Here is a 25,979-nt window from a genome sequence, read left to right on the forward strand (position 1 = left end):
CGCGAAATCAGGACCGACCTACCGACTTCCCGGCGACCGAGCCCGCCTCGACGGAGTCGAGGCAATCCAACGCCGTACCCTTGACGATTGTGCTAGTGCTCGCCTTGGACACCGCCACTCCCGCCGTCACCGCCGGTGTGGTCGAACTGCTGCCGGAACAGCCACCGCGCCTGCTCGCCCAGCGGGTCACGGTGAACGCGAAGGCGCACGGCGAACTGCTGACCCCCCACCTCCGGGAAGCCATGGCCGAAGCGGGCCACCGGCTGTCCGAGCTGGACGCCATCGTGGTCGGCTCCGGCCCCGGCCCGTTCACCGGCCTGCGCGTCGGCCTGGCCACCGCCGCCGCCCTCGGCCAGGCGCTCAACCGGCCCGTCTACCCGGTGCCCACGCCCGACGCCATCGCGCTCGACGCCGTCGCGCTCGGCACCCACACCGGCACGCCGCTCCTGGTGGCCACCGACGCCCGCCGCAAGGAGGTCTACTGGGCCGCCTACGACGCCGCCGGCCGCCGCACGGACGGCCCGCACGTGGACCGCCCGGCCGACGTCCTGCCCAAGCTCCCCCCGGTCACCCACGCCGCCGGCGAGGGCGCCCGGATCTACGCCGAGACCTTCGCCCTGCCCGTGGTGGACGCCACCTACCCGTCACCGACGTCCCTGGTCGCCGCTGCCGCCGACGAGCTGCTGTCCGGCGCGCGCCCGGCCGCCCTCACCCCGCTCTACCTGCGCCGACCCGACGCCGTGGAGCCCGCCGGCCGCAAGCGGGTGACGAAGTGAGCGCCGGCACGGTCACCGTCGCGCCGCTGCGGCACGAGGACGCCGCGCGGTGCGCCGAGATCGAGCGCCAGGTCTTCCCCGGCGACGACCCGTGGAGCGAGCACGCGTTCCGCGCCGAACTCGACAACGGCAACTACTACGTCGGCGCGTACGTGGGCGGCAAGCTCATCGGGTACGCCGGGCTGGGGCTCACGGACTTCGAGTCCAGCGTGCACACCATCGCGGTGGCCATGGGCTGGCAGAGCAGCGGGATCGGCAAGACGCTGCTGCGCACCCTGCTGGCGAAGGCCGACGAGTTGCAGGTGCCGGTGTTCCTGGAGGTCCGCACGGACAACGCGCGGGCGATCTCGCTCTACCTGGCGCACGGCTTCGAGCACCTGGGCCTGCGCCGCCGCTACTACCAGCCGTCGGGCGCCGACGCGTACACGATGGGAAGGCCCGCGAACCGTGACTGACCGGCTCATCCTCGGTATCGAGAGCTCGTGCGACGAGACGGGCGTCGGCATCGTCCGGCTCGGCCCGGACGGCGCGCTGGAACTGCTCGCCGACGAGGTCGCCTCCAGTGTCGAGGAGCACGCCCGCTTCGGCGGCGTCGTGCCCGAGGTGGCGTCGCGGGCGCACCTGGAGGCGATGGTGCCGACCATGCGGCGGGCCGTGGAGCAGGCCGGGATCGCGCTGTCCGACATCCACTCGGTCGCGGTGACCGCGGGTCCGGGGCTCGCGGGTGCGCTGCTGGTCGGTGTGGCGGCGGCCAAGGCGTACGCGGCGGCGCTGGACAAGCCGCTCTACGGCGTGAACCACCTGGCGGGTCACGTGGCGGCGGACACGCTCCAGCACGGGCCGTTGCCGAAGCGGTGCGTGGCGCTGCTGGTGTCCGGCGGCCACTCGCAACTGCTGCTGGTGGAAGGCCTGGCGGACCGGATCACCGAGATCGGGTCCACTGTGGACGACGCGGCGGGCGAGGCGTACGACAAGGTCGCCCGGCTGCTCGACCTCCCGTACCCCGGTGGTCCGCCGATCGACAGGTTGGCCAAGCAGGGCAACGGGTGCGCCATCGCGTTCCCGCGCGGCCTGACCGGTCCGCGTGACTCGAAGTACGACTTCTCGTTCTCCGGCTTGAAGACCTCCGTGGCGCGGTGGGTGGAGAAGCAGGAGCGGGCGGGCGAGGAGATCCCGCTGGCGGACGTCGCCGCGTCGTTCCAGGAGGCCGTGGCGGATGTGCTGACCGCCAAGGCGATCCGGGCGTGCAAGGACCTCGGCGTGGACACCCTGGTGATCTCCGGCGGGGTCGCGGCGAACTCGCGACTGTCCGGTCTGGCCGCCGAGCGGTGCGCCGCGGCCGGCATCGGGCTGCGCGTGCCGAAACCGAGGCTGTGCACGGACAACGGCGCGATGATCGCCGCGCTGGGCGCGCACCTGGTGGCGGCGGGCGCGAAGCCGTCCCCGATGGACCTGTCCACCGTGCCCGGTCTACCGGTGGGCACCGTCCAGATCCGCTGACCCCTCCCGGAACACCTGGTCGAACCGCTTGTCTCCCAACGCTTCCCGGGCGACGGCGGTGATCCGGTCCACGTCGTGGCGCTGGGCTTCGGGCAGTGGCACGCCCACCGACAGCCGGTTCGCGGCGGCCCGGCCCAGCAGTCGCGCGGCCTGTTCGTGTTCGCCCGCGAGGGCTTTCGCGCCCGCCAGGCCTTCGTGCCCCAGCGCGATGGCGCGCGGGTCGCCGGTCTGCCGGGCGAGCTGGAGGCCTTCCTCCTGGAGCTTCAGCGCGGTGTCGACGTCGCCGCGCAGTTCGGCGACGAAGCCCCGTTCGGCGAGGATCAGCGTCCCGCCCGCCTCGAACCCGACCTGCCGGTGCCACCGCTGGATGCGCAGCAGCAGCCGTTCGGCCTCGTCCAGCAGGCCCTCCTGCCGCGCGCCGAGCGCCAGACCGGTCTCCGCGTACATCTCGCCGGGGGAGAAGCCCTGGTCGGCGGCCACCCGGCGGGCCCGTTCGTGCAGCACCCGGGACTGCGCGAAGTCCTTGGTCAGCAACGCGACCCGGCCCAGCCAGGACAGCGTGTACGACACCTCGGGCCACGACTGGAGCTCCTCGGCCAGCCGCAGGCCCTCCCGGTGCACCCGCGCGGCCTCCGGGTAGTCGCCGACCAGTTGGGCCAACGTGCCCAGGGCGAACGACGCCTGCAGCCGACCCCACCGGTCGCCGAGCGCGGTGAACGCCTCACCGGCCCGTTCGGCGGCGTCCCGGGCCCCGGCGATGTCGCCCCTGGCCATGGCCTGGCTGAACCGGTCGCTCAGCGCCGCCGCCACGCCCCAGTCGTCGCTGCGGGCCTGAAACTCGGCGTAGGCGCGGTCGGTGAGCCGTTCACCGGTCGCCATGTCGCCGACCGTGGACAGCACGTACCCGAGGAACCACAGGGCGTGCGGGTCGGTGATGGCGTCGGCGTCGAACGGCTCGGCGGGGTCGCCCGCGAGCACCGTGAAGCCGATCCGCCACGGGTTGGCCAGGCTGCGGCGCGCCTCCTGCACCCGGCCGCGCAGGAACCAGTACCAGGCAAGGCTTTCCGCGATGCCGGGGTCGAGTTCGAGGGCGGCGCGGAGGTTGGCCGTGTCGGTGTCCAGCCGGTGCAGCCAGGCCAGTTGGTCGGGTCCGCGCAGCTCCGCGTCGGCGCGTTCGGCCAGGGAGCGGTAGAACGCGGCGTGCCGGGCTCGCACGGCGTCGAACTCGCCCGCTTCGCGGAGGCGCTCGCGGCCGTAGTCGGAGACGGATTCGAGCAGCCGGTAACGCGGCTGCGGGCCGTGCTCCGGCGCGACCACCAGGGAGCGGTTGACCAGGCTGGTGAGCAGGTCCAGCACGTCGTCGGGGTGCACGTCGCCGCCCGCGCAGATCGCCTCGGCGGCGTCCAGGGCGCAGCCTTCGACGGTGACGGCGAGGCGGCGCAGCACGGTGCGCTCGGCCTCGGTCAGCAGGTCCCAGCTCCAGTCGATCATGGCGCGGAGGGTGCGCTGGCGGGCCGGGGCGTCGCGGTGGCCGGTGGCGAGCAGGCGGAAGCGGTCGTGCAGGCGGTGCAGGAGAGCGTCGACGCCCAGCGCGCGGACCCGGGTGGCGGCCAGTTCCAGGGCCAGCGGGAGACCGTCCAGGCGGCGGCAGATCGCGGCGACGGTGTCCTGGTTGGCCGCGGTGAGGGTGAAGCCCGGTGCGGCGGCGGTGGCGCGGGCGGTGAACAGCCGGATCGCGCCCGGGAGGTCCAGCGGGGGCACGGACCAGATGGTCTCGGCGGCCAGGCCCAGGGGTTCCTGGCTGGTGGCCAGGATGCGCAGGTTCGGGGCGGCGCGCAGCAGGGTCGAGACGAGGTGGGCCACCGGCTCGACCAGGCGCTCGCAGTTGTCCAGCACCAACAGGAGTTCCCGGCCGCGCACGGCTTCGACGACCCGGTCCGCCGGCCGGTCGGACGTGCCCGGCGAGAACCCGCCGTGGGCGTCTTCGCGGACGCCCAGGACGGCGGCGATCGCACCCGCGACCCGATCGGTGTCGGTGACGTCGGGGTTGCCCGGGGTGCCCGCGAGCGCGGTGGTGTCCGCGCCGGTCGTGTCGGTGCCGGCAGGTCGGGCGTGATCGAGGCCGGCCAGTTCCACCAGCCAGACGCCGTCTGCGGTGTCGGTCAGCGCGCGTCCCGTCTCCACCGCGAGCCGCGTCTTGCCGACCCCGCCGGGCCCGGTCAGCGTGACCAGTCGCGAAGCCCCCAGCAGCGCCCCGACCTCGCGCACCGCACCCTCACGCCCCACCAGCTCGGTCACCGCGGCGGGCAGGTTCGTGCGCGGCCGTGCGATCTCGTGGCTCAACAGCGCCTGGTGCACGGCCGTCAGCTCGGGCCCCGGCTCCAGCCCCTGCTCCTCCGCCAGCTCCCGTCGCAGCTCGGCGTAGCTCTCCAGCGCCTCCACCTGCCGCCCGGCCAGGAACAGCGCCCGCATGTGCAGCCCGCGCAACCGCTCCCGCAACGGGTGCCGGGCCACCTCGTCGGCCAGCGACACCGCCTGCCCGGACGCCAACCGGGCCTCCGCCCAGTCCTCCACGACGGCCAGCCGCTCCTCGGCCATCCGCCGCGCGAACCCGACCGCGAACGGCTCGCCGTCGAACTCCGCCAACGGCTCACCGCGCCACAACGCCAGCGCCCCGTCGTAGTCGCGTGCCGCCACCAGCGCCCGGAACTCCGCCAGGTCCGACGACCCGGTGCGCAGCGCGTACCCCGGTGGCTCCCACGTGACCACGTCCCGCCCGAGCACCCGCCGCAGCGCGGAAACCTTGGTCTGCAGGGTGTTCGCGGGGTTGCCCGGCGGTTGACCACCCCACAGGGTCGACCCCAGCCGGTCCACCGACACCGGCTTGCCCTCGGCGACCAGCAGGTGCGCCAGCAGCGCCCGGACCTTCGCCTCCGGCACCCGGATGAGGGTTCCGTCCGCCGCCCACACCGCCAGGGGCCCCAGCACGCCGAATCGCACATGTCGACGTTAACGCCCCGCACCGACCTACCCGGGAACCGCGACCCACAGCGCACCCACAGCACGCCCACAGCGGACCGTGCGCGGAGCCCCGCAACCTGCTGGCAACAACGAGGAAAGCGAGAAACCACGGATGAGCACGCCGCTGACGGTGATCGGACTCGGCCCGATGGGGCAGGCCATGGTCGCGAAGTTCCTGGAGCACGGCCACCCCACCACCGTGTGGAACCGGACCGCGAGCCGCGCCGACGCGTTGGTCGAGCAGGGCGCCACCCGGGCCGCCACCGTGCAGGAGGCCCTGGACGCGAACAGGCTGATCGTCCTGAGCCTGACCGACTACGCCGCGATGTACGAGATCCTCGACGGGCGGACGATCGCCGGCAAGACGATCGTCAACCTGAGCTCGGACACCCCGGAGACGACCGTCAAGGCCGCCGCCTGGCTGGCCGAGCGGGGCGCGGAACTGCTGGCGGGCGGCTTGATGGTGCCTGCGCCGCTGGTCGGCGCGGAGGGCGCGTACGCCTTCTACAGCGGGCCGAAGGACGTCTTCGAGGCGAACGAGGACGTGCTGGAGGTCGTCGGCCGCCCCGACTACCTGGGTGAGGACCATTCGCTCGCCCAGCTCTTCTACCTGGCGCAGCTGGACTTCTTCCTGACCACCCTGGCCGCGATGCTGCACAGCATCGCCCTGGTCAAGACCGCCGGCGTGTCCGCCGCGCAGTTCGCGCCGTACCTGAAGGACAACGCCCAGTCGATCACGATGTACTTCGAGGAGACGATCTCCAACATCGACCGCGGGCAGTACCCGGGCGACCTGGCGAACATCCTGATGATGGGCGCCTCCGCCGACCACGTCGTGGGTGCCAGCGAGGCGACGGGCGTGGACGCGGAGCTGCCGAAGGCCATCCAGTCGCTCTACCGGCGCGGCATCGCGGCCGGGCACGGGCGGGACAACTGGACCGCGCTCTACAACGTGGTGAAGCCCGGCGGGAAGTGATCGGGAAGGCATCCCGCGCCCCGGGTCGGACGACGCCTTCGGCGGCTCGACCGAACCGGGGCGCGGGGTGGCCGCGTTCGTGGATCCGGATCACGGCCGCGTCCGAACCGGATCCACGGACCGCGCTCAGACCGGGTTCAGGCCGGGGTTGCGGTCCTCCACCACGAACGACTTGAGCGTCACGGCCTCGGCCCCCGGCGTCCGCACGTACGGCAGCGTGCGGAAGTCCGCCCGCAGCTCCGACGCGGAGAACCGGGTCCGCACGTACCCGCGCCGCCGGCTGTGCAGCTTGATGTGCGGGTTCAGCCGCAGCTGCGTCTGGTCCACAGTGTCGTTGCCGTCCCCACCCGACGTGACCGAAGTGCACACCAGCTCGGTGCCGACGGTCCGCGACGCCGGGTCGTTCCAGTCGGCCTTGATGTCCGCCGCGTAGTGCGCGTGCACGTCACCGGTCAACACCACCGTGTTGCGCACGCGGGCGTCGACCCAGCCGCGCGTGACGCGGTCCCGTGACGCCAGGTAGCCGTCCCACGAGTCCATGGACAGCTCCTTCTCCGGACCGTCCTTGCGGTCGCGTTCGGCGAAGAACACCTGCTGCCCCAGCACGTCCCAGCGCGACCGCGACCGCCGGAACCCGTCCAGCAGCCACGCCTCCTGCTCCGCCCCGGTGATCGTCCGGGTCGGCGCGCCGGCGTCGGTGCACGTCTTCCAGCCGTCGCCGCACGCCTGATCGTCCCGGTACTGCCGGGTGTCGAGCATGTGGAACGTGGCCAGGTTGCCCCAGCGCACCCGCCGGTACAGCTGCATGTCGATGCCGTTGGGCCGGGCACCGCGCCGCAGGGGCATGTTCTCGTAGTACGCCTGGAACGCCGCCGCCCGCCGCCGGAGGAAGTCCGGGTCCGGCTGCTCGGGCACCTCGTCCGCCCAGTTGTTCTCCGTTTCATGATCATCCCAGACGACCAGCCAGGGCGCGACGGAGTGCGCGAGCTGGAGGTCGGCATCGGTCTTGTACTGGGCGTGCCGCAGCCGGTAGTCGGCCAGCGTCCGCGTCTCCGGGCCCAGCACGACCCGCGCGTCGGACGCCTTCGCCGCGTACTCGTACTGGTAGTCGCCCAGGTGCAGCACCAGGTCCGGGTCGTCCTCGGCGAGCCGCCGGTACGCGGTGAAGTACCCCTCGCCGAAGTGCGCGCAGGACGCGAAGCACATGGTCAGGTCCGACCCGATCGACCACGGCTCGGGCGCGGTCCGGGTGCGCCCGACCGGCGACACGTGCCCGTCCACCCGGAACCGGTAGAAGTACTCGCGGCCCGGCCGCAGCCCGAACGGCTCCACGTGCACGCTGTGCGCCGACTGCGGCCGGGCGATCTCGACCCCGCGCCGCACCACCCGGCGGAACCGCTCGTCCTCGGCCAGTTCCCAGTGCACCGGCACGACCCGGTTCGGCATCCCGCCGAGGCCGTCCTCGTCCAGCGGCTTCGGCGCCAGCCGCGTCCACAGCACCACGCCGTCGTGGCTCGGGTCGCCCGACGCGACACCGAGCGTGAAGGGGTTGTCCAGCTTGGCGAATCCCGCACCCGCCGTGGCCAGGGCCACGCCGCCGATGATCAGTGAACGTCGTGTCACGGAGGTCATGCCCAGACCGTCACCCATCAGGGTGGCGTACGGGTGAACTCCGGGGTGCCTGCAAAAGGCCGGCACAACTCCGGTATTCCAGCGCACGTGCGGGTCCTCGCAGTCGGGCGGAGGGCATCCGCCCTGCCTTCGGAGCCGTGGTGGGCACTGCTTCGAGGAGGTCGACCGGTCGGCGATCCCTCACGCGGGGTGCGTCCGCGGTCTTGGAGCGTGGCTCCGACCGGTTCGGCGCCGGCCTCGGAGGCGTTCGCGACCCGCCGTCCGAGCGGACTGACGGGGGTTCGTTGAAGCGTTGGCACTCGCATGGGTAGAGTGCTAGACGCACGGCACCAGCAACCGCCCCGACCCCCGCGACGGCGGGGTGGCAGGAGCCGTAAACGCAACCTGCCAACGCTTTCGACGACCGTGGAGGTCAGCCCGGTGAGCGTGAACATCAAGCCGCTCGAGGACAAGATCGTCGTCCAGGCCAGCGAGGCCGAGACCACGACGGCTTCCGGCCTTGTGATCCCGGACACCGCGAAGGAGAAGCCCCAGGAGGGCAAGGTCCTCGCGGTCGGCCCCGGCCGGATCGACGACAAGGGCAACCGCGTCCCCGTGGACGTGGCTGTCGGCGATGTCGTCATCTACTCCAAGTACGGCGGCACCGAGGTCAAGTACAACGGCGAGGAGTACCTCATCCTCTCCGCCCGCGACGTGCTGGCCGTCATCAACTGACGTTCGGCCGACACGCAGGACGCCCCGGCGACCCCATCCATCGCGACCGGGGATACCGGGGCGTTTCGCGCACTTGAGAGAGGCTAGGTAATGCCCAAGCAGATCAGCTTCGACGAGGACGCTCGTCGGGCTCTTGAGCGCGGCGTGAACAAGCTGGCGGACACGGTCAAGGTGACCCTCGGTCCGCGCGGCCGGCACGTCGTGCTGGACAAGAAGTTCGGTGGGCCGACGGTCACCAACGACGGTGTGACCATCGCCCGCGAGATCGAGCTGGAAGACGCGTTCGAGAACCTCGGCGCCCAGCTCGCCAAGAGCGTGGCCACCAAGACCAACGACGTGGCGGGCGACGGCACGACGACCGCGACCGTGCTGGCCCAGGCCATGGTGCGGGTCGGTCTGCGCAACGTCGCCGCGGGCGCGAACCCGACCGAGCTCGGCCGCGGCATCCAGGCCGCCGCCGACGCCGTCGTGGACGCGCTCAAGGGCAAGGCCACCCCGGTCAAGGGCCGCGACAACATCGCCCAGGTGGGCACCGTGTCGTCGCGTGACGCGTCGATCGGCAACCTGCTCGGCGAGGCCATCGAGAAGGTCGGCGAGGACGGTGTGATCACCGTCGAGGAGTCCTCGACGCTGGCCACCGAGCTCCAGATCACCGAGGGCGTGCAGTTCGACAAGGGCTACATCTCGGCGCACTTCGCGACCGACCTCGAGGCGCAGGAGACGGTGTTCGAGGACGCCCGCATCCTGCTGCACCGCGAGAAGATCAGCGCCCTGGCCGACCTGCTGCCGATCCTGGAGAAGGTGGCCGAGGCGGGCAAGCCGCTGGTCATCGTCGCCGAGGACGTCGAGGGCGAGGCGCTGTCCACGCTGGTGGTCAACGCCCTGCGCAAGACGCTGCGCGTGGTCGCGGTCAAGGCGCCGTACTTCGGCGACCGCCGCAAGGCGTTCCTGGACGACCTCGCGGTCGTCACCGGTGGGCAGGTCATCGCCGCCGAGGTGGGCCTGAAGCTGTCCGAGGCCAACCTGGACGTGCTGGGTTCGGCGCGGCGCGTCGTGGTGTCGAAGGACAACACCACGATCGTCGACGGCGGCGGCGCCAAGGCGGACGTGGCCGGTCGCGCGGAGCAGCTGCGCCGCGAGATCGAGTCGACCGACTCCGACTGGGACCGCGAGAAGCTCCAGGAGCGGCTCGCGAAGCTGTCCGGCGGCATCGCGGTGATCAAGGTCGGCGCGGCCACCGAGACCGAGCTGAAGGAGCGCAAGCACCGCATCGAGGACGCGGTGGCGGCGACCAAGGCGGCGGTCGAGGAGGGCATCGTCCCCGGCGGCGGCTCCGCGCTGGTGCACGCGGCCAAGGTGCTCGACGGCGGTCTGGGCCTGTCCGGCGACGAGGCGACGGGTGTCGCGGTGGTCCGCGAAGCCCTCGGCTCGGCGCTGTTCTGGATCGCGGCCAACGCCGGCCTGGAAGGTGCGGTCGTGGTCAACAAGGTCCGCGAGCAGGACTGGGGCTTCGGCCTCAACGCGGCCACGCTGACCTACGGCGACCTGCTCGAAGCAGGCATCATCGACCCGGTCAAGGTCACCCGCTCGGCCGTCTCGAACGCCGCTTCCATCGCCCGGATGGTGCTCACCACGGAGAGCGCCATCGTGGAGAAGAAGGAAGAGGACCCGGCCGGCGGCGGTCACGGCCACGGTCACGGTCACGGCCACTGACCCGAACGGCGGGCCCCGGCCCGCCGGCGACCGGACGGCCACCTGTCGACCCGGTCGGCCCGGCGAGCCGGGTCGAGCCGACAGCACGACCGGCGGCACGACCGACAGCACGCTGACAGCACGAAGGGGCGGCACCCGACGAGGGTGCCGCCCCTTCGGCGTCCGGCCACCGTGGCGGCGCCCGATCCGCCGCACCCCGAGCATCCGGGCAGCGCGGGCGGACGCTCGACCGGCGACAGGCCCCGACGTGCGGCGAAGGGGCGGCGTCTGCCGACGCCGCCCCTTCCGCGTGCGTGCCTCCCGCGCCCGCACGCGTCAGGTCATCGCCAACTGCCGCTTGCGGGCCTTGATGATGCTGTCGCGTTCGGATTCCGAGAGCCCGCCCCAGATCCCGTACGGTTCCTGCACCGCCAGCGCGTGGCGCCGGCACATCTCCAAAACCGGACACGACAGGCACACGGCTTTCGCCCGTGCCTCCCGCCTGGCCCTCGCCGGGCCGCGTTCCCCGTCCGGGTGGAAGAAGAACGCGCTGTCCATCCCGCGGCACGAGCCGCGCATCTGCCAGTCCCACAGATCGGCATTGGGACCGGGAAGCCTTCGGGTGTCCGCCATCGAGACCGCCTCCTTGGCCCACTGACGTGAACTGCTCCATTCGGCTTAACGATGATCCACCGTAGAACCGCTTCAAAACTTGTTCAAGGGGGGCAGGGGCAGAAAGATGGCAATTCATTCGATGGGTGATCAGTCCACGTCACCCCAGGAGTTGCCCGTGACGTCAAGTGAACGGACGATGTCAGCGTGATGACGCCCCCCGAGCACCCCGCGGCGACGCCGGACGGCGAGCGGGAATCCGTTGCGGCAGAAGATGATCCTGCGCATTCGGTGACCCTGTCGGTGGCCGCGGTCGCCCGTCGGCTGGGAGTCGCGCCGGCCACCTTGCGCACGTGGGACCGCCGCTACGGCCTCGGACCCAGTGATCACACCACCGGGCGACACCGGAAGTACGCACCCAACGACGTGGCGCGGCTGGAACTGATGCAGCGGGCGCTGCTGCGGGGCGCGTCGAGCGCCGATGCGGCCAAGTACGCCCTGGCCGCGCCGGTACCGCAGCCCCGACTGGTCGTGCGGCACCCGGCCGGCCCGCCGCCGCTGCTGACCGGGGGGGAGTTCGACACCGGATCGCCCCCGGCGGGTGGTCGCGGGCTGAAGCTGCCGGGTGCGAGCCGCCTGGCGCGCGGCGTGGGGCGGGCGGCGTTGGCGATGGACTCGTCCGCGGTCCAACTGCTGCTGGCCGACTCGATCGCGCAGGACGGGGTCGTCGCCACCTGGAACGACGTGGTCCGCCCGGTGCTGGGCGCGATCGCCACCCGGTGGGAGCACTCGGGCGCGGGGGTGGAGGTGTCGCACCTGCTGGACGAGTGCGTGCTGGCCGCGATGGTCCGCGCCACGCCGATCGTCGCCGAACCGCGCAACCACCGGCCGGTGCTGCTGGCGTGCATGCCGGAGGAGCGGCACAACCTGCCGCTCTACCCGTTGGCGGCGGTGCTCGCCGAACGCGGTGTCGGCGTCCGCCAGCTCGGCGCGGCCCTTCCGCTCGACGCCTTGTCGTCCGCCGTTCGGAGGACCGCGCCCTCGGCGGTCGTGCTGTGGGCGCAGCTGCCGCGCTACGCCGATCCGGGCGCGGTGTCGGCGTTGCCGCGGACCCGGCAGCAGGTGCGGGTGTTCGTCGGCGGACCCGGGTGGGAGCGCGGCATCGTGCCGGCGCCGGCGGAGCGGGTCAGAGGACTGGCCGAGGCAGCGGACGTCATCGAACGGGCCGTGTGCTGATCAACGATCTGCCGGACGACGATCCAGCGGACAATGGTCCTCGTGGACCCACTACGCGCGGCCGCGTTCGGCGACCGCCCGGGAGCCGACGTGTGGCGCGCGGCGACCGGTACGGCCGAGGAACGGTGGCTCGCGGCCGTCGTGCTGGGCGGCCAAGGGCACTACGCCGCCGCCGCGACGCTGCTGCAAGCACTCGTCCGGTCCGGTGATCCACTGACCGTCTCGCTCGCCGCTTCCACCCTCGCCTCGCACCGCCGCCAACTCGGCGCCCACGCCGTCGCCCGCAGGCTCGACGCCTTGGCCCTCGCGACCCTGCCACCTCTTCCTCCGCCTGCTCACAACCGTGGTGACGCGCACGACCGTCGATCCGGAGATGATCAGTGCACCGATCGTCGGCCCCTTCAGCAGGGCGACCATTTGGAGGTCGACGGTCTGGACAAAGGCCGTTCGGCGCAACACGGTCCAGCGAAAGACGCTCTGGCGAAAGACGGTCCAGCCAAAGACGGTCTGACTGAAGACGGTTTGAGCCAAGGCAGTCTGGACGAAGACGGCGTGGACCTGGCCGGAGCGCGGGCCGACGCCCTGCTCGGGCTCGCGGCCGACGCACTGGGTGTGGGCCGTCTCGTGGAGGCTCGCCGACTGCACGCCCAAGTCGTCCCGCGAGGCTGGCGCACCACCGTCCGCCGACACTGGGTGGCCGCCGAGATCGAGCTGGCGAGTGGTTACGCGGAGCTAGCGGTTGGGCCGGCCGTGGAGGCCGTGGAGCAGTCCGAAGCGGCAGGTGCAACGCGACACATCCTCAAGTCCAGACTCGTCCTGGGGACCGCATTAGTGGTGTGGGGGACACCCGAAAGCGCCGAACGGGGCGGGCGTATCCTTCAGTGTGTCCTAAATCACACTCACTGCCACGGCCTCCTCTCGTTGTCCTGGCCGACGGCACTTGTGCTCCTGACCAGCCCCGTTGTCCGCAATCCTGCGGAGACCGCAAAGGTCCGGACAGCCGCCGTCAACGCTCTGAGCTGCGTGTTACGCAGAGCTGATCCGATCAGCCGACGAGTCGCGGCACACTCTCCGTGGATCCCGACGGCGCTGCTCCGTTCCGGGGAACCCCCGAACGCAGACCCCCAGACGAATTTCTTGACGGATTAAGCACCGGATCGTGTCAAGGTTCGGCCCCTAGCGTCCGATAGGGGAAGTGGAACGTCACTCGGCTGCAGGAAGGAGTCCCCGTGACCACGGTCCTTATTTGCGACGACCGGCGCAGTGTGCGGGAGGGTCTCACCCGCGTGATGTCGGCTGTCCCCGGGGTTAGCCGCATCGACTGCGTAGCGCACGGTGACGAGTTGTTGGCTCGCTTCTCCAGGCAGCCGGTGGACGTGGTGCTGGTGGGAACCCAGCGCGCCGTCCCGACCGGCGTCGAAGCGACCCGGCGACTCGTCTCGGCCAACCCGCAGGCAAACGTCATCGTGTTCGGCGCACCGGACGACGCGGGCAGCATCGCCGCCGCGATCGCCGGCGGTGCCCGCGGGTATCTCCGCTGGGACGCCTCGCGCCCGGAACTGGTGGCCGCGCTCGCGCACACGCTGGCGAGCACCTCCGTGCCCGCTCCGCGCCAACCGTCCGATCCGGGCGTCCAGCTCACCGAGCGGGAACTCCAGGTGCTGCGCGGGATGAGCCAGGGCAAGAGCAACGGGCAGATCGGGCGCGAGCTCTACCTGTCGGAGGACACCGTCAAGACCCACGCCCGCCGGCTGTTCCGCAAGCTCGGCGTGCGCGACCGCGCCCAGGCCCGTGGCCCACGGCTTCCGGCGCGGGCTCGTGTCGTAGGCCCGGTCACACCAGCCGGCACTCCTTCCTCCGGTCAGCCCGGTGACGCAATCGTCGCCGGGCTGGTTCGTTGTCCGGGCGTGTCGGCACCTCTGGATGGGGTCTTTGGACCCCATTTACCAACATCCGGTCCCAGGACCGGTACGGTAAGTGTCACCGGTACGGGCGACGTCGATCGTCCCGTGCCGTTCGTTGTCGGTACGCCTACGCGTAACACCAGGGCTGTTGTCTGCGATGACCAACTTGGGGGACGGACTGGACGCCGAAGTGGGCGCAGCCGTCGAAGGCGACCGCCACGCGATCGAGCGCCTGCTGGCATCCATTCGTCCCTTGGTGGTGCGGTACTGCCGCGCCCGAGTCGGAAGGCAGGAGAGGTCTTTCGCTTCGGCGGACGACGTGGCCCAGGAGGTGTGTCTCGCGGTGCTGACGGCCCTGCCCAGCTATCGCGACCAGGGTCGGCCGTTCTTGGCGTTCGTCTACGGGATCGCAGCGCACAAGGTCGCCGACGCGCATCGCTCCGCTGCCAGGAACCGGTCCGAACCGGTCCCCGAAGTACCGGACGCCCCGGAGACGGAGGCCGGTCCCGAACAGCGCGCCATGCAGGGCGAGCTCTCCGGGCGGATGGCGCAGCTCCTGAAGATCCTTCCGGAGAAGCAGCGGGAAATCCTGCTGCTCCGAGTGGTCGTCGGCCTGTCGGCCGAAGAGACCGCCGACGCGGTCGGCTCCACGCCGGGCGCGGTGCGGGTGGCGCAACACCGGGCGTTGGCCCGCCTCCGCAAGACCTTGGCAGCGGAGGAGGTGGTCTGAGTGGCCGATCAGCACAAGAAGGGCGATGGAGAACTCGTGCGCGGACGAGATGAGAGAACGCCGCTCACTTCGGATGACCCCCTGGTGGAGCCCGGCGACGACCTCGCGGGCATCCGGGCTGATGACGCGTTGCTGGACGCGCTCGGTGGGCGTGGCCAGACCGACGCGCTGGTCGAAGATGAGCTGAACGCGCTGCTGCTCGCCTGGCGGCGGGAGGTCGACAGCCGTCCCATGGGCGAGCTGGTCGACACCGACACCGCCGTGGCGACGATCGCCGCGGCCCGCCCCCAGCAGCGGGGCAGGCACCGCTTCCTGATCCCCCTGGCGAGCGCCGCCGCCGTGCTGGCGATCGCGTTCACCGGGGTGAGCCTGGTGGCCCGCGACGCTCAGCCGGGTGACGCGCTGTGGGGCCTGACCCGGGTCCTCTACTCGGACCACGCCCGGTCGGTGGAAGCCGCCGTGAAGGTCAGCACCGACCTGGAGACCGCACGCCTCGCGCTGAGCGCGGGTCGGTACGGCGAAGCCCGCGACCTGTTGGACAAGGCCCGCGAGGTGCTGCCGTCCGTCTCGGCGGACGACGGCAAGGACGACCTGACGCAGAAGCACGACTCGCTGGTGCGCGAGCTGACCAGCACCACCCCGTCGACGCCGAACACGCCGACCACCCACACGCTGTCCTCCACGCCGCTGGTGCCGACGGAGCCGACGACGGTGCCGTCGCGGACCACGGTGCCGTCGCGGACCACGGATCCGACGACGACCACGGTGCCGACCACGTTGCCGCCGACCACCTTGCCTCCGACCACGGACGGGACTGCGGTGCCGCCGCCGCCGAGTGGTGAGCCTCCCGCCGGCGAGACCCGCAGCGACCCCGGCACGAACAACGGCACCAACGCGGAGCCCACCGGTAACTAGGCCACCGGTAACTAGACCGCCGGCAAGCAGACTCGGACGACTGCCCGTTCCTCACCACGAGGGGCGGGCAGTTCGCTGTCTACGCCGGATCCCCTGACACCGAGATCGTCGACCCTCAGATCGTCGGCAGCTGATCGTTCAACGATCCTCACCACACGACTGAAGTCGTCGGCGAGTGATTCGTCACAACCCGGCCGGTCGGGGCCGCCGGATCAGCGGGCGCTCTCGGTCGCCGTCACCCCGTCCGCGTAACCGCGGCAGTACTCCCAGCTCACGTACGCGGCCGGGTCGGGGTCGTAGGCGGGCTCGTGCGGGCGCATCCGCCCGTCCGACAGCAGCTGCTCCAGGCTCGACCGGAGCAGCGCCCAGTCGTGGTAGTGCGGCTCCTCGCACTCGCCGCAGTCCACCACGATCCCCCTGACACCACGGGGTTCCAGCAGCGCCTGGTACACGGCGAGGTCGCTCAGGTCGCCGATCAGCTCGGCCCGCTCGACGTCGTCCATCGGTGGGTGGTCGTGGTCGTCGTCCGGAGCGCCCAGGGCCCGTGCCGGGTCCTCGGGGTCGCCCGCGAACGGGTCTGGTGGCAACGCGTCGTGCGGCACGACCACGCACGGTACCGGGCAGACCCCCGACCACGTCCAGATACCATGGGCTGAACCCATCGCCGCCTGCGGAAAACCCCCGTGCGGGCGGCGGGATCACCGCACGACGGAAGGCAAGCCAGCCGCCATGACCAGCGAGCTCAACGCTGACGGAGTCCCCCCCAAGTTCGCCATGCTGGGACTGACCTTCGACGATGTACTGCTGCTGCCCGCTGAGTCCGAGATCGTGCCGAGCGGCGTGGACACCAGCACCAGGATCTCCCGCAACACCACCCTCCGGGTTCCGCTGGCGTCCGCCGCGATGGACACCGTGACCGAGGGCCGGATGGCCATCTCGATGGCCCGCCAGGGCGGGATCGGCGTGCTGCACCGCAACCTGTCGATCGACGAGCAGGCCCGTCAGGCGGAGACCGTGAAGCGCTCCGAGGCGGGCATGGTCAGCGACCCGGTGACCTGCACCCCGGACGACACCATCAAGCACGTGGACGACCTGTGCGCCCGCTACCGCATCTCCGGTGTGCCGGTGACCGACGCGGGCGGCAAGCTGGTGGGCATCATCACGAACCGGGACATGCGTTTCGAGGTGGACCACTCCCGCAAGGTCAGCGAGGTCATGACCAAGGGCCCGCTGGTCACCGCGCAGGTCGGCGTGTCGGCCGAGGCCGCGCTGGGCCTGCTGCGCCGGCACAAGATCGAGAAGCTGCCGATCGTGGACGGCGACGGCAAGCTGCGGGGCCTGATCACCGTCAAGGACTTCGTCAAGACCGAGCAGTACCCGAACGCCTCCAAGGACCCGGACGGCAGGCTGCTGTGCGCCGCCGCGATCGGTGTCGGCGAGGACAGCTTCGCCCGCGCGATGGCACTGGCCGACGCGGGCATCGACGTGATCATGGTGGACACCGCGCACGGCCACCAGCGCAACGTGCTGGAGATGGTCGCCCGGGTGAAGAAGGAGCTGGGCGAGGACGTCGACGTCGTCGGCGGCAACGTGGCGACCCGCGCGGGCGCCCAGGCGCTGGTGGACGCGGGCGCGGACGGCGTGAAGGTGGGCGTCGGCCCCGGCTCGATCTGCACCACGCGCGTGGTCGCCGGGGTGGGTGTGCCGCAGATCTCGGCGATCTACGAGGCGAGCCTGGCGTGCGCGCCGGCGGGCGTCCCGGTGATCGGCGACGGCGGCATCCAGTACTCCGGCGACATCGCGAAGGCCATCGCGGCGGGCGCGAGCGCGGTCATGCTGGGCAGCCTGCTGGCGGGCACCGCCGAGGCGCCGGGTGAGCTGGTGCTGGTCAACGGCAAGCAGTTCAAGACCTACCGGGGCATGGGCTCGCTGGCCGCGCTCCAGGGGCGCGGCGAGGGCAAGTCGTACTCGAAGGACCGGTACTTCCAGGACGACGTGCTGTCCGAGGACAAGCTGGTGCCCGAGGGCATCGAGGGCCGCACGCCGTTCCGGGGCCCGCTGTCGTCGGTGGTGCACCAGCTCGTCGGCGGCCTGCGGGCGGCCATGGGCTACACCGGTTCGCCGACCGTCCCCGACCTCCAGCGCAAGCAGCTGGTGCGGATCACCGCGGCGGGGCTGAAGGAAAGCCACCCGCACGACATCACGATGACGGTAGAGGCTCCGAACTACACGACCCGCTGAGCTAGGGTCCTCTGGTTCCGCTAGCTCCACGAGAGGACGACAAAGGTGCGCGATCTGGTCGAGATCGGCATGGGCCGGACCGCGAGGCGGGCCTACGAGCTGGACGACGTCGAGATCATCCCGTCCCGCAGGACCCGTTCGTCCAAGGACGTCTCGACGGCGTGGCAGATCGACGCCTACCGGTTCGAGATCCCGCTGATCACCCACCCGACGGACGCCATCGTGTCGCCGGGCACGGCGGTGGCGGTGGGCGAGCTGGGCGGCCTGGGCGTGATCAACGCCGAGGGCCTGTGGGCGCGTCACGGCGACGTGGACGAGGCGCTGTTCCGGCTGGTGCAGTCGGTGGAGGACACCGACGACCCGGCCGCGCCGGTGAAGGTGCTGCAGGAGCTGCACTCCGCCCCGGTGCGCCTGGACCTGATCGCCGAGGCGATCAAGCAGGTGCGCGAGTCGGGTGTCACGGTGGCGGTGCGGGTGAGCCCGCAGCGGGCCGCCGAGCTGACGCCGGACCTGCTGGCGGCGGGCGTGGAGATCCTGGTCGTGCAGGGCACGATCATCTCCGCCGAGCACGTGTCGCGCGACGGTGAGCCGCTGAACCTGAAGTCGTTCATCGCGGACCTGGACATCCCGGTCATCGCGGGCGGCGTCGGCGACTACCGGACGGCCATGCACCTGATGCGCACCGGCGCGGCGGGCGTGATCGTCGGCTACGGCTACACGCCGGGCGTGACCACGACGGACGCGGTGCTGGGCATCGGCGTGCCGATGGCGACGGCGATCGCGGACGCGGCGGCGGCCCGCCGGGACTACCTGGACGAGACCGGTGGCCGGTACGTGCACGTGATCGCCGACGGTGGCGTGCTGACCAGCGGTGACGTCGCCAAGTCGATCGCCTGCGGCGCGGACGCGGTGATGCTGGGCGAGCCGCTCGCGGCGGCGGCCGAGGCACCGGGGCAGGGCCTGTACTGGACGGCCGCGTCGGCGCACCCGTCGGTGCCCCGCAGCCACGTGTCGACCGGCGTGGATCAGGTGGTGGACCTGCGCAGCCTGCTGTTCGGGCCGTCGGTGGACCCGCGCGGGGTGACGAACCTGTTCGGTTCGCTGCGCCGGGCGATGGCCAAGACCGGGTACTCGGACATCAAGGAGTTCCAGAAGGTCGGCCTGACCGTTCGCGGCTGATCATCGGCACACCGAGCTTCAGTGCACCGACCGTCTGCCCGCCGAGCTTCAGCGCGTCGACCGTCTGCGTGCAGACCATCAGGCCACTGATCGTTTGTGTCGAGAAGCCCTCACCCCGGTGAGGGCTTCTTGCTGCGCCCAGCGGTCTGCACCGATTGGGACTAGCTGTTACTCGAAGTTACGCCTAATCTCCCAACCATGGGTGAACTCGCCGGTAACAAGACCGAGTACGACGTCGTCGTCGTGGGTTCAGGCTTCGGTGGCAGCGTCGCGGCCCTCCGCCTCACCGAGAAGGGCTACCGCGTCGCGGTGATCGAGGCGGGCCGGAGGTTCGCCGACGACGAGTTCGCCAAGACTTCGTGGGACCTGCGGCGCTACCTGTGGGCGCCGGCGCTGGGCTGCTACGGCATCCAGCGCATCCACGCCCTGCGCAACGTGATGATCCTGGCCGGCTCCGGCGTGGGCGGCGGGTCGCTGGTGTACGCGAACACGCTCTACCGGCCGCTCAAGCCGTTCTACCACGACCGCCAGTGGGCGCACATCACCGACTGGGAGAGCGAGCTCGCCCCGTTCTACGACCAGGCGAGCCGGATGCTGGGCGTGGTGGAGAACCCGACGACCACGCCGTCCGACGTGGTCATGCAGCGGGTCGCCGAGGACATGGGCGTGGCCGACAGCTACCACGCGACGCCGGTCGGCGTGTTCTTCGGCGAGGCCGGCGAGGTCGCCGACGACCCGTACTTCGGTGGCGCGGGACCGCGGCGCACCGGGTGCGTGGAGTGCGGCGAGTGCATGACCGGCTGCCGGGTGGGCGCGAAGAACACCCTGGTCAAGAACTACCTGTACCTGGCCGAGCGCAACGGCGCGGAGGTGCTGCCGCTCACCACCGTCACGGACCTGCGCCAGGCCCCGGACGGCACGTGGTCCGTCGGCACCCGCCGCACGGGCGGCAAGTTGCGCAAGGGGCGTCGCACCATCACCGCCGGCCAGGTCGTGCTGGCGGCGGGCACGTGGGGTACCCAGCAGCTGCTGCACCGGATGAAGGCCGAGGGCAAGCTGCCCCGCCTGTCGGCCAGGCTGGGCGAGCTGACCCGGACCAACTCCGAGGCGATCATCGGCGCCGGCCGGTTGACCGTGGACGAGAACCGGAACTTCAGCCAGGGGGTGGCCATCACGTCGTCCATCCACCCGGACGAGCAGACCCACATCGAGCCGGTCCGCTACGGCAAGGGCAGCAACGTCATGGGCCTGCTCCAGACGCTGGCCACGGACGGCGCGAAGAGCACGCCGCGCCTGCTCCAGTTCTTCGGCCAGGTCCTGCGGCACCCGGTGCGGTTCGCCCGGATCATCTCCGTGCACCGCTGGAGCGAGCGGTCCGTGATCCTGCTGGTGATGCAGAGCCTGGACAACTCGATCACCACGTACAGCAAGAAGGGCCTGCTGCGCCGCAAGCTGTCGTCCAAGCAGGGGCACGGCGAGCCGAACCCGGCGTTCATCCCGGCGGGCCACCGGGCGAACCTGCTGGCGGCGAAGCACATCGGCGGCGTGGCGGGCGGAACCTGGGGGGAGCTGTTCAACATCCCCCTCACCGCCCACTTCATCGGCGGCTGCCCGATCGGCGCGGACGCCGGGACCGGCGTGATCGACCCGTACCACCGGGTCCACGGCTACCCCGGCCTGTCGGTGGTGGACGGGGCGGCGATCTCGGCGAACCTCGGCGTGAACCCGTCGCTGACCATCACCGCGCAGGCGGAGCGCGCGTTCTCGCTGTGGCCCAACAAGGGCGAGGCGGACCAGCGCCCGGCGCAGGGCGAGGGGTACCGGCGGGTGGCGGCGGTGAACCCGGTGAAGCCGGCCGTGCCGCCGTCCGCGCCCGGTGCGTTGCGGCTGCCGATCGTGGCGGTGAAGACCTCCTAGCCGCCGGTCGCGGTCGCCCGGTGTGGAGGTGAAAAGCCGGTAGCGGCACGGCCGCCGCGCTCGCCCTATGGTGAGAGGTGTGGCAGCGAAGCCGTTTGCGTCCAGCGCCGATCTCGCACCCAAGGACGAGGAGCTCGTCGAACTCGCGGAGGGGGTCTACGCCCTCACCGCCGGAGGTGACCCGAACGTCGGCGCCGTCGAGGCCGAGGACTTCGTGGTCTGCGTCGAGGCGAGAGCGACCCCGGTGGCCGCGCGGCGATGGCTGGGGATGCTCCGGGAGCGCACCGACAAACCCGTGCGCTACCTGGTGTTGAGCCACTACCACGCGGTGCGGACCTTGGGCGCGAGCGAGTTCGGGGCGGAAGAGGTCATCGCGCACGAGCTGACCAAGACCCTGATCGCGGAACGCGGTCGGCAGGACTGGGCCAGCGAGTACGGCCGGATGCCGCGCCTGTTCGAAGAACCCGGCTCGATCCCCGGCCTGACCTGGCCGACGCTGACGTTCTCCGACCGGCTCACCATCCCGCTCGGCGGCGACCGGGGTGACCTCGAACTGCGCTACTGCGGACGCGGGCACACCGCCGGTGACATCGTGGCGTGGTTGCCGCACCAGCGGATCCTGTTCGCCGGGGACCTGGTGGAGTCGCAGGCCGCGCTGTACACCGGCGACGCCTTCCACAACGAGTGGGCGACGTCCACTTTGGACAACGTGCGGGCGCTGGGCGCGGAGAAGCTGGTCGGCGGACGCGGCGCGGTGGCCCGAGACCGGGGCGAGGTGGACGCCGCCATCGCGCAGTCCCGGCACTTCCTGGACGAGCTGCGGCGCACGGTCGGCTCCGTGCACCTCAGCGGCGGCACCGTGAAGCAGGCCTTCCGGGCCGCGCACGAGGCGCTCGCCCCGCGCTACGGCCGGTGGCCGATCTTCGAGCACTGCCTGCCGTTCGACGTGCAGCGGTACTGGGACGAGTGCGAAGGCACGGACTGGCCGCGGATCTGGACCGCCGAACGGGATCGCGAGGTGTGGGCGGCGTTGCAGTGACCCGGGTGCTGGTGGTCGGCGCGGGTCCGGTCGGCCTGACGGCCGCGCTGCTGCTGGCCCGCGCGGGTGTGCCGAGCGTGGTCCTGGAGGCGGCCCGGGAACGCGCCGCCGTGGGCAGCCGGGCGATCTGCGTGCAGCACGACGTGCTCAACATCCTGGAACGCGTCGGCGCGGGTCAGGCCGTCGCGGACGCGGGCGTCACCTGGTATCGAGGTCGCACGTTCTTCCGCGACCGCGAGGTCATGACGGTGGAACTGCCGAAGCGGCAAGGCTTCCCGCCGTTCGTCAACACCCCGCAGACCGACGTCGAACGCATCCTGGAGGCACGCGTCCGCGCGGAGCCGTTGATCGATCTTCGTTACGGGCAGCGGGTTGTCGGCGTCCACCAGGGCGAGAGCGTCCGCGTGACGACGGAATGCCCGACGTCGTCCCGGACGCAGGTGCTGGAGGGCACGCACTGCCTGGCCGCCGACGGCGTCAAGTCCACGATCCGCGAGCTGCTCGGCATCGGGTTCGAGGGCCACTCGTTCGACGACCTGTTCGTCATCGCCGACATCAAGGTCGACCTGGGGCACCGGGTGCCGGAGCGCCTCTTCTACTTCGACCCGGCCTGGAACCCCGGCCGCCAGGTGCTCCTGCACCCGCAGCCCGATGGCGTCCACCGGGTCGACTGGCAGGTGCCGGAGGGCTTCCGGCTGTCGGACGAGTACATCCGGGAGATCACCGGCGACCGGCCGTACGAGGTGCTGTGGCAGTCCACGTACCGGTTCCACCAGCGCCGCGCCACGAAGTTCCGTGTCGGCAGGGTGCTGCTCGTCGGCGACTCGGCGCACGTCATGAGCCCGTTCGGCGCGCGGGGCCTGAACTCCGGCATCTGCGACGCGGACAACGCGGCCTGGAAGGTCGTGCTGGACCGCCGGGGTGAGGCCGGACCCGCGCTCCTGCCGTCGTACGAACAGGAACGCGGTGCGGCGGCCGACGAGAACCTGCGGGTCACCGGCGCCACCATGAGGTTCCTCGTGCCGCGCACGGAAGCTGATCGCGCGCACCGCCGGGAAGTCCTGGAACGCGGGGACACGGCGAAGATCGACTCCGGGCGACTGTTCGAGCCGTTCGCCTACCGCGACTCGCCGCTGACGAGCCCCGGGTGCTCCGGTGAACTCGTCGAGGACAGCAAGAGGTCCGGCCCCGGCTTCACGGTGGAGGACGGCGTCCTGATCCGCCCGGACGGCCACCTCGCCGCTGTCGGGACCGACCTGGACGCTGCCCTGCGGAGAGCCAAGGGTTTCACCGACGACGTGGTGTCACGCTGAACCCGGCCGGTTTGAGCGTCAGCATCTCCTTGACCCGCAACCGGTAGCCCGGATCGGCGGCCAGGTCGTACCGCCGCAGCACGGTGCCCAGCGCCAGGGTCGCCTCGTGCACGGCGAACTGCCGCCCGATGCACGCCCGTTCCCCGGTCCCGAACGGCTTGTAGACGTGCGCGGGCCGGGCCTTGACCTGCTCGGGTGCGAACCGGTCCGGGTCGAACCGCTCCGGCTCCGGCCACACCGAGGGATCCCGGTGCACCAGGGGGAGCATCACCAACGCCCACTGCCCGGCCCGCATCCGGTACCGCTTGCCCAGCACGGTGTCGACCCGCGCCTCGCGTGCGTAACCGGGTGCGGTCGGCCACAGCCGCAGCGACTCGTCCAGCACCCGCCGCACGTACCGCAGCTTGGTCACCTGCTCGAAGCTCGGCTCCGAGGCGGAACCCCAGACCCGGTCGACCTCCTCCCGCGCCCGCGCGAACACGGAAGGGTTGCGGGACAGGTAGTACAGCGCGAACGACAACGCGCCCGAGGTCGTCTCGTGCCCGGCGATCAGGAACGTGATGACCTGGTTGCGGATGTTCACCTCGTCCAGTGCGCCCGAGGAGAGCATGAGCCCCAACAGGTCCGTGCCCTCCGAGCCGCGCCGGGACCGGATCACCTCGTCCACGACCTGCGCCAGGTAGGCGACATCGGCCCGGTTGCGTTCCTCCGCGGCACGCCCGAAGAGCTTGCGCGCCCACGGGAACTGGAAGCTCTTGCGCTGCGCGTAACGCAGTGAGCCGATCATCGCCGAGACGAACGGATGCGCCTGCTCGCGTCGGAACGACTCGAACGAGTACCCGAACCCGACCCGCCCGATCGTCTCCAGGGTCAGCTTCGTCATGTCCGCCGACACGTCGACTTCCCCGCCCCGGTCCCACTTCCCGACCAGTTCCGCGGTCACGTCCACCATCGCCGGGTGGTAGGCCCGCATCGCGCCCTGCGTGAAGGCGGGCAGCAGCACGTCGTGCGCGGCCTTCCAGTTCGGTTCCTCGTTGTACGCGGTGAACAGCCCGTCCCCGCCGATGCCGCGCAACTCCTCCACGCCCAGCGCGAGGTGCTTGGCGAACCGCGACTCGTCGGCCAGCTCGGCGGTCAGCGCGGCCCCGGCGACGAACACCACCTCCCGGTTCAGGAACCGCCGGGTGAAGATCGGGCCGAGACCGCTGCCCTGCTTCATGGTGTCCTGCACGGGCGTGCGGAGGCTGGTCCCCACGACGTCGCCGACGAACGGCACCCGCCACGGTGGGTGGGGGATCGCCGCCGTGTCCGTCACCGGGGCGGCCATCACTTGGTGGCGTTGTAGAGCGAGGCGTAGGCGGACGACACCTTGCCCGCCGGCGACCCGATGAGGACCACGTGGCCGCGGCGCTGCCGCACCATCGCGGGCAGCAGGGCGTGGGTCAGCGCGATCGGGGCTTCCAGGTTGACCGCGAGCGCCCGGTGGACCTGCTCGGGCGTGAAGTCGAGCAGGTTGCCGTTGGCGGGCAGGGCGGCGTTGGCGATCAGCACGTCGACCGCGCCGGCCTCGGCCACCAGCCGCGGCACGCCCTCCGGGTCGGCCAGGTCGGCGACGATCGCGCGGGCGTTCGTCTCCGCGGCCAGCGCCTCCAGCCCGGGCACCTTGCGGCCGGTGAGCACCAGCTTCGCGCCGCGCCGGGCCAACGCGCGGGCGATGGCGTGCCCGCGGCCGCCGGTCGCACCGGTCAGCAGCACGGTCGTTCCTCTGACCTGCACGGATCCTCCCGATTCGCAGCGCGACCACCGTGTCCACCCGGCGGTTCCGCCCCTGGAGCGCTACGGTTCGTTCGAACGAACAGTAGCGCGGCGCAGGGGTGGCATGTCGAGTCCGACCCCGGTCGAGCCGAGAGACGACCTCGCGCCACCGGGGCCGGCGGACAGCGAGCCGCTGCCGACCACGCCGGCCGCACAGCCGGGACCGGTGCTCGGGTGGCAAGTGAGGATGGCGGTATGACCAGACCCGCCGAGACCCGGCAGCGGATCATCAGCGCCGTGTTGCGGATCATCGGCGACGACGGCGTCGCGGGCGTCACCAACCGCCGTATCGCGCAGGAGGCGGGCGTCTCGCTCGGATCGGTGACCTACCACTTCGCCACCCAGCAGGACCTGCTGAAGGCGAGCCTGCTGCACTTCGTCACCGAGGAGACCCGGCACTTCGGCGAGCTGGCGAAGCAGAACCGGGGCGGGTGCGCCGACTTCCGGCAGGTGGTGGAGCTGGTCGGCCAGGTGGCCGACGCCATGCCGGTGGACAGCGAGCGCATCGCGCCCTACGAGCTGTACCTGCACGCGGGCCGTGACCCGGAGCTGCGCAGCGCCGCCGCCGAGTGCTTCGCCGCCTACGACGAACTCGCGGCAACCGTCCTGACCGCGCTCGGCGTGCCGAACCCGGAGAAGGTCGCCGGCGCCGTGGTCGGTCTCGTGATGGGCCTGAAGCTGCGCGCCCTGGCCACCGGCTCCGGTACCGACGACCTGGTGGACGGCCTGCTGATGGTGGCGAGGGGTGCGGTCGAGGGGTGAAGGCC

Annotated in this window: 22 protein-coding genes and 1 pseudogene; 16 read left to right on the plus strand and 7 right to left on the minus strand. The window is 71.6% G+C overall.

What is annotated here, in order from left to right; all coding sequences use genetic code 11:
• Positions 1 to 89 precede the first annotated feature (89 nt).
• From tsaB to tsaD, 3 genes are read left to right on the plus strand one after another with little or no spacing between them, the layout of a single operon-like run.
• Complete coding sequence (tsaB, locus tag FHS29_RS07365) at positions 90 to 776, plus strand: tRNA (adenosine(37)-N6)-threonylcarbamoyltransferase complex dimerization subunit type 1 TsaB (protein ID WP_184690038.1); 687 nt, start codon at positions 90 to 92, stop codon at positions 774 to 776.
• Positions 773 to 1,231: a ribosomal protein S18-alanine N-acetyltransferase gene (rimI, locus tag FHS29_RS07370; protein ID WP_184689465.1), complete on the plus strand. Its 459-nt coding sequence runs from the start codon at positions 773 to 775 to the stop codon at positions 1,229 to 1,231. Before tsaB ends, rimI begins: the two co-directional genes overlap by 4 nt.
• A complete protein-coding gene (tsaD, locus tag FHS29_RS07375) occupies positions 1,224 to 2,276 on the plus strand; it encodes a tRNA (adenosine(37)-N6)-threonylcarbamoyltransferase complex transferase subunit TsaD (RefSeq protein ID WP_184689466.1) in 1,053 nt (350 codons plus the stop codon). The genes rimI and tsaD overlap by 8 nt, the downstream gene beginning before the upstream one ends.
• Here tsaD and FHS29_RS07380 read toward each other — a convergent pair.
• Positions 2,247 to 5,276, minus strand: coding sequence for an AfsR/SARP family transcriptional regulator (locus tag FHS29_RS07380; protein ID WP_184689468.1), 3,030 nt, complete (start codon positions 5,274 to 5,276; stop codon positions 2,247 to 2,249). The two genes, tsaD and FHS29_RS07380, sit on opposite strands and share 30 nt — an antisense overlap.
• A 133-nt stretch (positions 5,277 to 5,409) precedes the next feature.
• Here FHS29_RS07380 and FHS29_RS07385 point away from each other — a divergent pair, with 133 nt between their 5' ends.
• Positions 5,410 to 6,273, plus strand: a complete 864-nt coding sequence (locus FHS29_RS07385; RefSeq protein WP_184689469.1) for an NAD(P)-dependent oxidoreductase — start codon at positions 5,410 to 5,412, stop codon at positions 6,271 to 6,273.
• Between the two features lie 126 nt (positions 6,274 to 6,399).
• Here FHS29_RS07385 and FHS29_RS07390 read toward each other — a convergent pair whose 3' ends face one another.
• Positions 6,400 to 7,905, minus strand: a complete 1,506-nt coding sequence (locus tag FHS29_RS07390; protein WP_184689471.1) for an alkaline phosphatase D family protein — start codon at positions 7,903 to 7,905, stop codon at positions 6,400 to 6,402.
• A gap of 420 nt (positions 7,906 to 8,325) precedes the next feature.
• Between FHS29_RS07390 and groES the strand changes: the two genes are divergently transcribed.
• Positions 8,326 to 8,619 (plus strand): co-chaperone GroES, encoded by a 294-nt coding sequence (gene groES / locus FHS29_RS07395; protein ID WP_033428811.1) that lies wholly within the window; start codon positions 8,326 to 8,328, stop codon positions 8,617 to 8,619.
• A gap of 90 nt (positions 8,620 to 8,709) precedes the next feature.
• Positions 8,710 to 10,332 carry a chaperonin GroEL gene (groL, locus tag FHS29_RS07400; RefSeq protein ID WP_184689473.1) on the plus strand — a complete coding sequence of 541 codons (1,623 nt, stop codon included), beginning with the start codon at positions 8,710 to 8,712 and terminating at the stop codon, positions 10,330 to 10,332.
• A 315-nt stretch (positions 10,333 to 10,647) separates the two neighbouring features.
• On the opposite strand, the gene FHS29_RS07405 is transcribed toward groL, so the two are convergent.
• Positions 10,648 to 10,944 carry a WhiB family transcriptional regulator gene (locus tag FHS29_RS07405; RefSeq protein ID WP_184689475.1) on the minus strand — a complete coding sequence of 99 codons (297 nt, stop codon included), beginning with the start codon at positions 10,942 to 10,944 and terminating at the stop codon, positions 10,648 to 10,650.
• Between the two features lie 189 nt (positions 10,945 to 11,133).
• Here FHS29_RS07405 and FHS29_RS07410 point away from each other — a divergent pair, with 189 nt between their 5' ends.
• A complete protein-coding gene (locus FHS29_RS07410) occupies positions 11,134 to 12,159 on the plus strand; it encodes a MerR family transcriptional regulator (RefSeq protein ID WP_184690040.1) in 1,026 nt (341 codons plus the stop codon).
• A 51-nt stretch (positions 12,160 to 12,210) separates the two neighbouring features.
• Here FHS29_RS07410 and FHS29_RS07415 read toward each other — a convergent pair whose 3' ends face one another.
• Positions 12,211 to 12,804: a hypothetical protein gene (locus FHS29_RS07415; protein WP_184689477.1), complete on the minus strand. Its 594-nt coding sequence runs from the start codon at positions 12,802 to 12,804 to the stop codon at positions 12,211 to 12,213.
• 584 nt (positions 12,805 to 13,388) lie between these two features.
• Between FHS29_RS07415 and FHS29_RS07420 the strand changes: the two are divergent.
• The 3 genes and pseudogenes from FHS29_RS07420 to FHS29_RS07430 all read left to right on the plus strand — a co-directional run bounded on the left by FHS29_RS07420 (position 13,389) and on the right by FHS29_RS07430 (position 15,708).
• A pseudogene (locus tag FHS29_RS07420) lies at positions 13,389 to 13,986 on the plus strand (response regulator transcription factor).
• A gap of 234 nt (positions 13,987 to 14,220) precedes the next feature.
• Positions 14,221 to 14,793 (plus strand): sigma-70 family RNA polymerase sigma factor, encoded by a 573-nt coding sequence (locus FHS29_RS07425; protein WP_184689478.1) that lies wholly within the window; start codon positions 14,221 to 14,223, stop codon positions 14,791 to 14,793.
• Positions 14,794 to 15,708 (plus strand): anti-sigma-D factor RsdA, encoded by a 915-nt coding sequence (locus FHS29_RS07430; RefSeq protein WP_184689480.1) that lies wholly within the window; start codon positions 14,794 to 14,796, stop codon positions 15,706 to 15,708.
• 212 nt (positions 15,709 to 15,920) lie between these two features.
• Here the strand turns inward: FHS29_RS07430 and FHS29_RS07435 are convergent, their stop codons facing one another.
• Positions 15,921 to 16,370 (minus strand): DUF5319 domain-containing protein, encoded by a 450-nt coding sequence (locus tag FHS29_RS07435; RefSeq protein WP_184689482.1) that lies wholly within the window; start codon positions 16,368 to 16,370, stop codon positions 15,921 to 15,923.
• Between the two features lie 67 nt (positions 16,371 to 16,437).
• Here FHS29_RS07435 and guaB point away from each other — a divergent pair, with 67 nt between their 5' ends.
• The 5 genes from guaB to FHS29_RS07460 all read left to right on the plus strand — a co-directional run bounded on the left by guaB (position 16,438) and on the right by FHS29_RS07460 (position 23,397).
• Entirely contained in the window at positions 16,438 to 17,949 is a 1,512-nt protein-coding gene (guaB, locus tag FHS29_RS07440; protein WP_184689483.1) for an IMP dehydrogenase, read from the plus strand.
• Positions 17,950 to 17,994: 45 nt separating this feature from the next.
• Positions 17,995 to 19,128 carry a GuaB3 family IMP dehydrogenase-related protein gene (locus FHS29_RS07445; protein ID WP_184689485.1) on the plus strand — a complete coding sequence of 378 codons (1,134 nt, stop codon included), beginning with the start codon at positions 17,995 to 17,997 and terminating at the stop codon, positions 19,126 to 19,128.
• Positions 19,129 to 19,326: 198 nt separating this feature from the next.
• Positions 19,327 to 21,045 (plus strand): GMC family oxidoreductase, encoded by a 1,719-nt coding sequence (locus FHS29_RS07450; protein ID WP_184689487.1) that lies wholly within the window; start codon positions 19,327 to 19,329, stop codon positions 21,043 to 21,045.
• A 79-nt stretch (positions 21,046 to 21,124) separates the two neighbouring features.
• Positions 21,125 to 22,084, plus strand: a complete 960-nt coding sequence (locus FHS29_RS07455; RefSeq protein ID WP_184689489.1) for an MBL fold metallo-hydrolase — start codon at positions 21,125 to 21,127, stop codon at positions 22,082 to 22,084.
• Positions 22,081 to 23,397 (plus strand): FAD-dependent monooxygenase, encoded by a 1,317-nt coding sequence (locus tag FHS29_RS07460; protein ID WP_312864802.1) that lies wholly within the window; start codon positions 22,081 to 22,083, stop codon positions 23,395 to 23,397. The genes FHS29_RS07455 and FHS29_RS07460 overlap by 4 nt, the downstream gene beginning before the upstream one ends.
• On the opposite strand, the gene FHS29_RS07465 is transcribed toward FHS29_RS07460, so the two are convergent.
• The gene (locus tag FHS29_RS07465; RefSeq protein ID WP_312864803.1) at positions 23,372 to 24,712 is read right to left on the minus strand and encodes a cytochrome P450; all 1,341 of its coding nucleotides are present in this window, start codon (positions 24,710 to 24,712) and stop codon (positions 23,372 to 23,374) included. The two genes, FHS29_RS07460 and FHS29_RS07465, sit on opposite strands and share 26 nt — an antisense overlap.
• 11 nt (positions 24,713 to 24,723) lie before the next feature.
• The gene (locus FHS29_RS07470; protein WP_312864804.1) at positions 24,724 to 25,173 is read right to left on the minus strand and encodes an SDR family NAD(P)-dependent oxidoreductase; all 450 of its coding nucleotides are present in this window, start codon (positions 25,171 to 25,173) and stop codon (positions 24,724 to 24,726) included.
• A 234-nt stretch (positions 25,174 to 25,407) separates the two neighbouring features.
• On the opposite strand from FHS29_RS07470, the gene FHS29_RS07475 reads away from it, so the two are divergent.
• Entirely contained in the window at positions 25,408 to 25,974 is a 567-nt protein-coding gene (locus FHS29_RS07475) for a TetR/AcrR family transcriptional regulator (protein ID WP_184689491.1), read from the plus strand.
• The last annotated feature ends 5 nt before the right edge of the window (positions 25,975 to 25,979 follow it).

It is taken from the genome of Saccharothrix tamanrassetensis, assembly GCF_014203665.1.
GTDB lineage: Bacteria > Actinomycetota > Actinomycetes > Mycobacteriales > Pseudonocardiaceae > Actinosynnema > Actinosynnema tamanrassetense.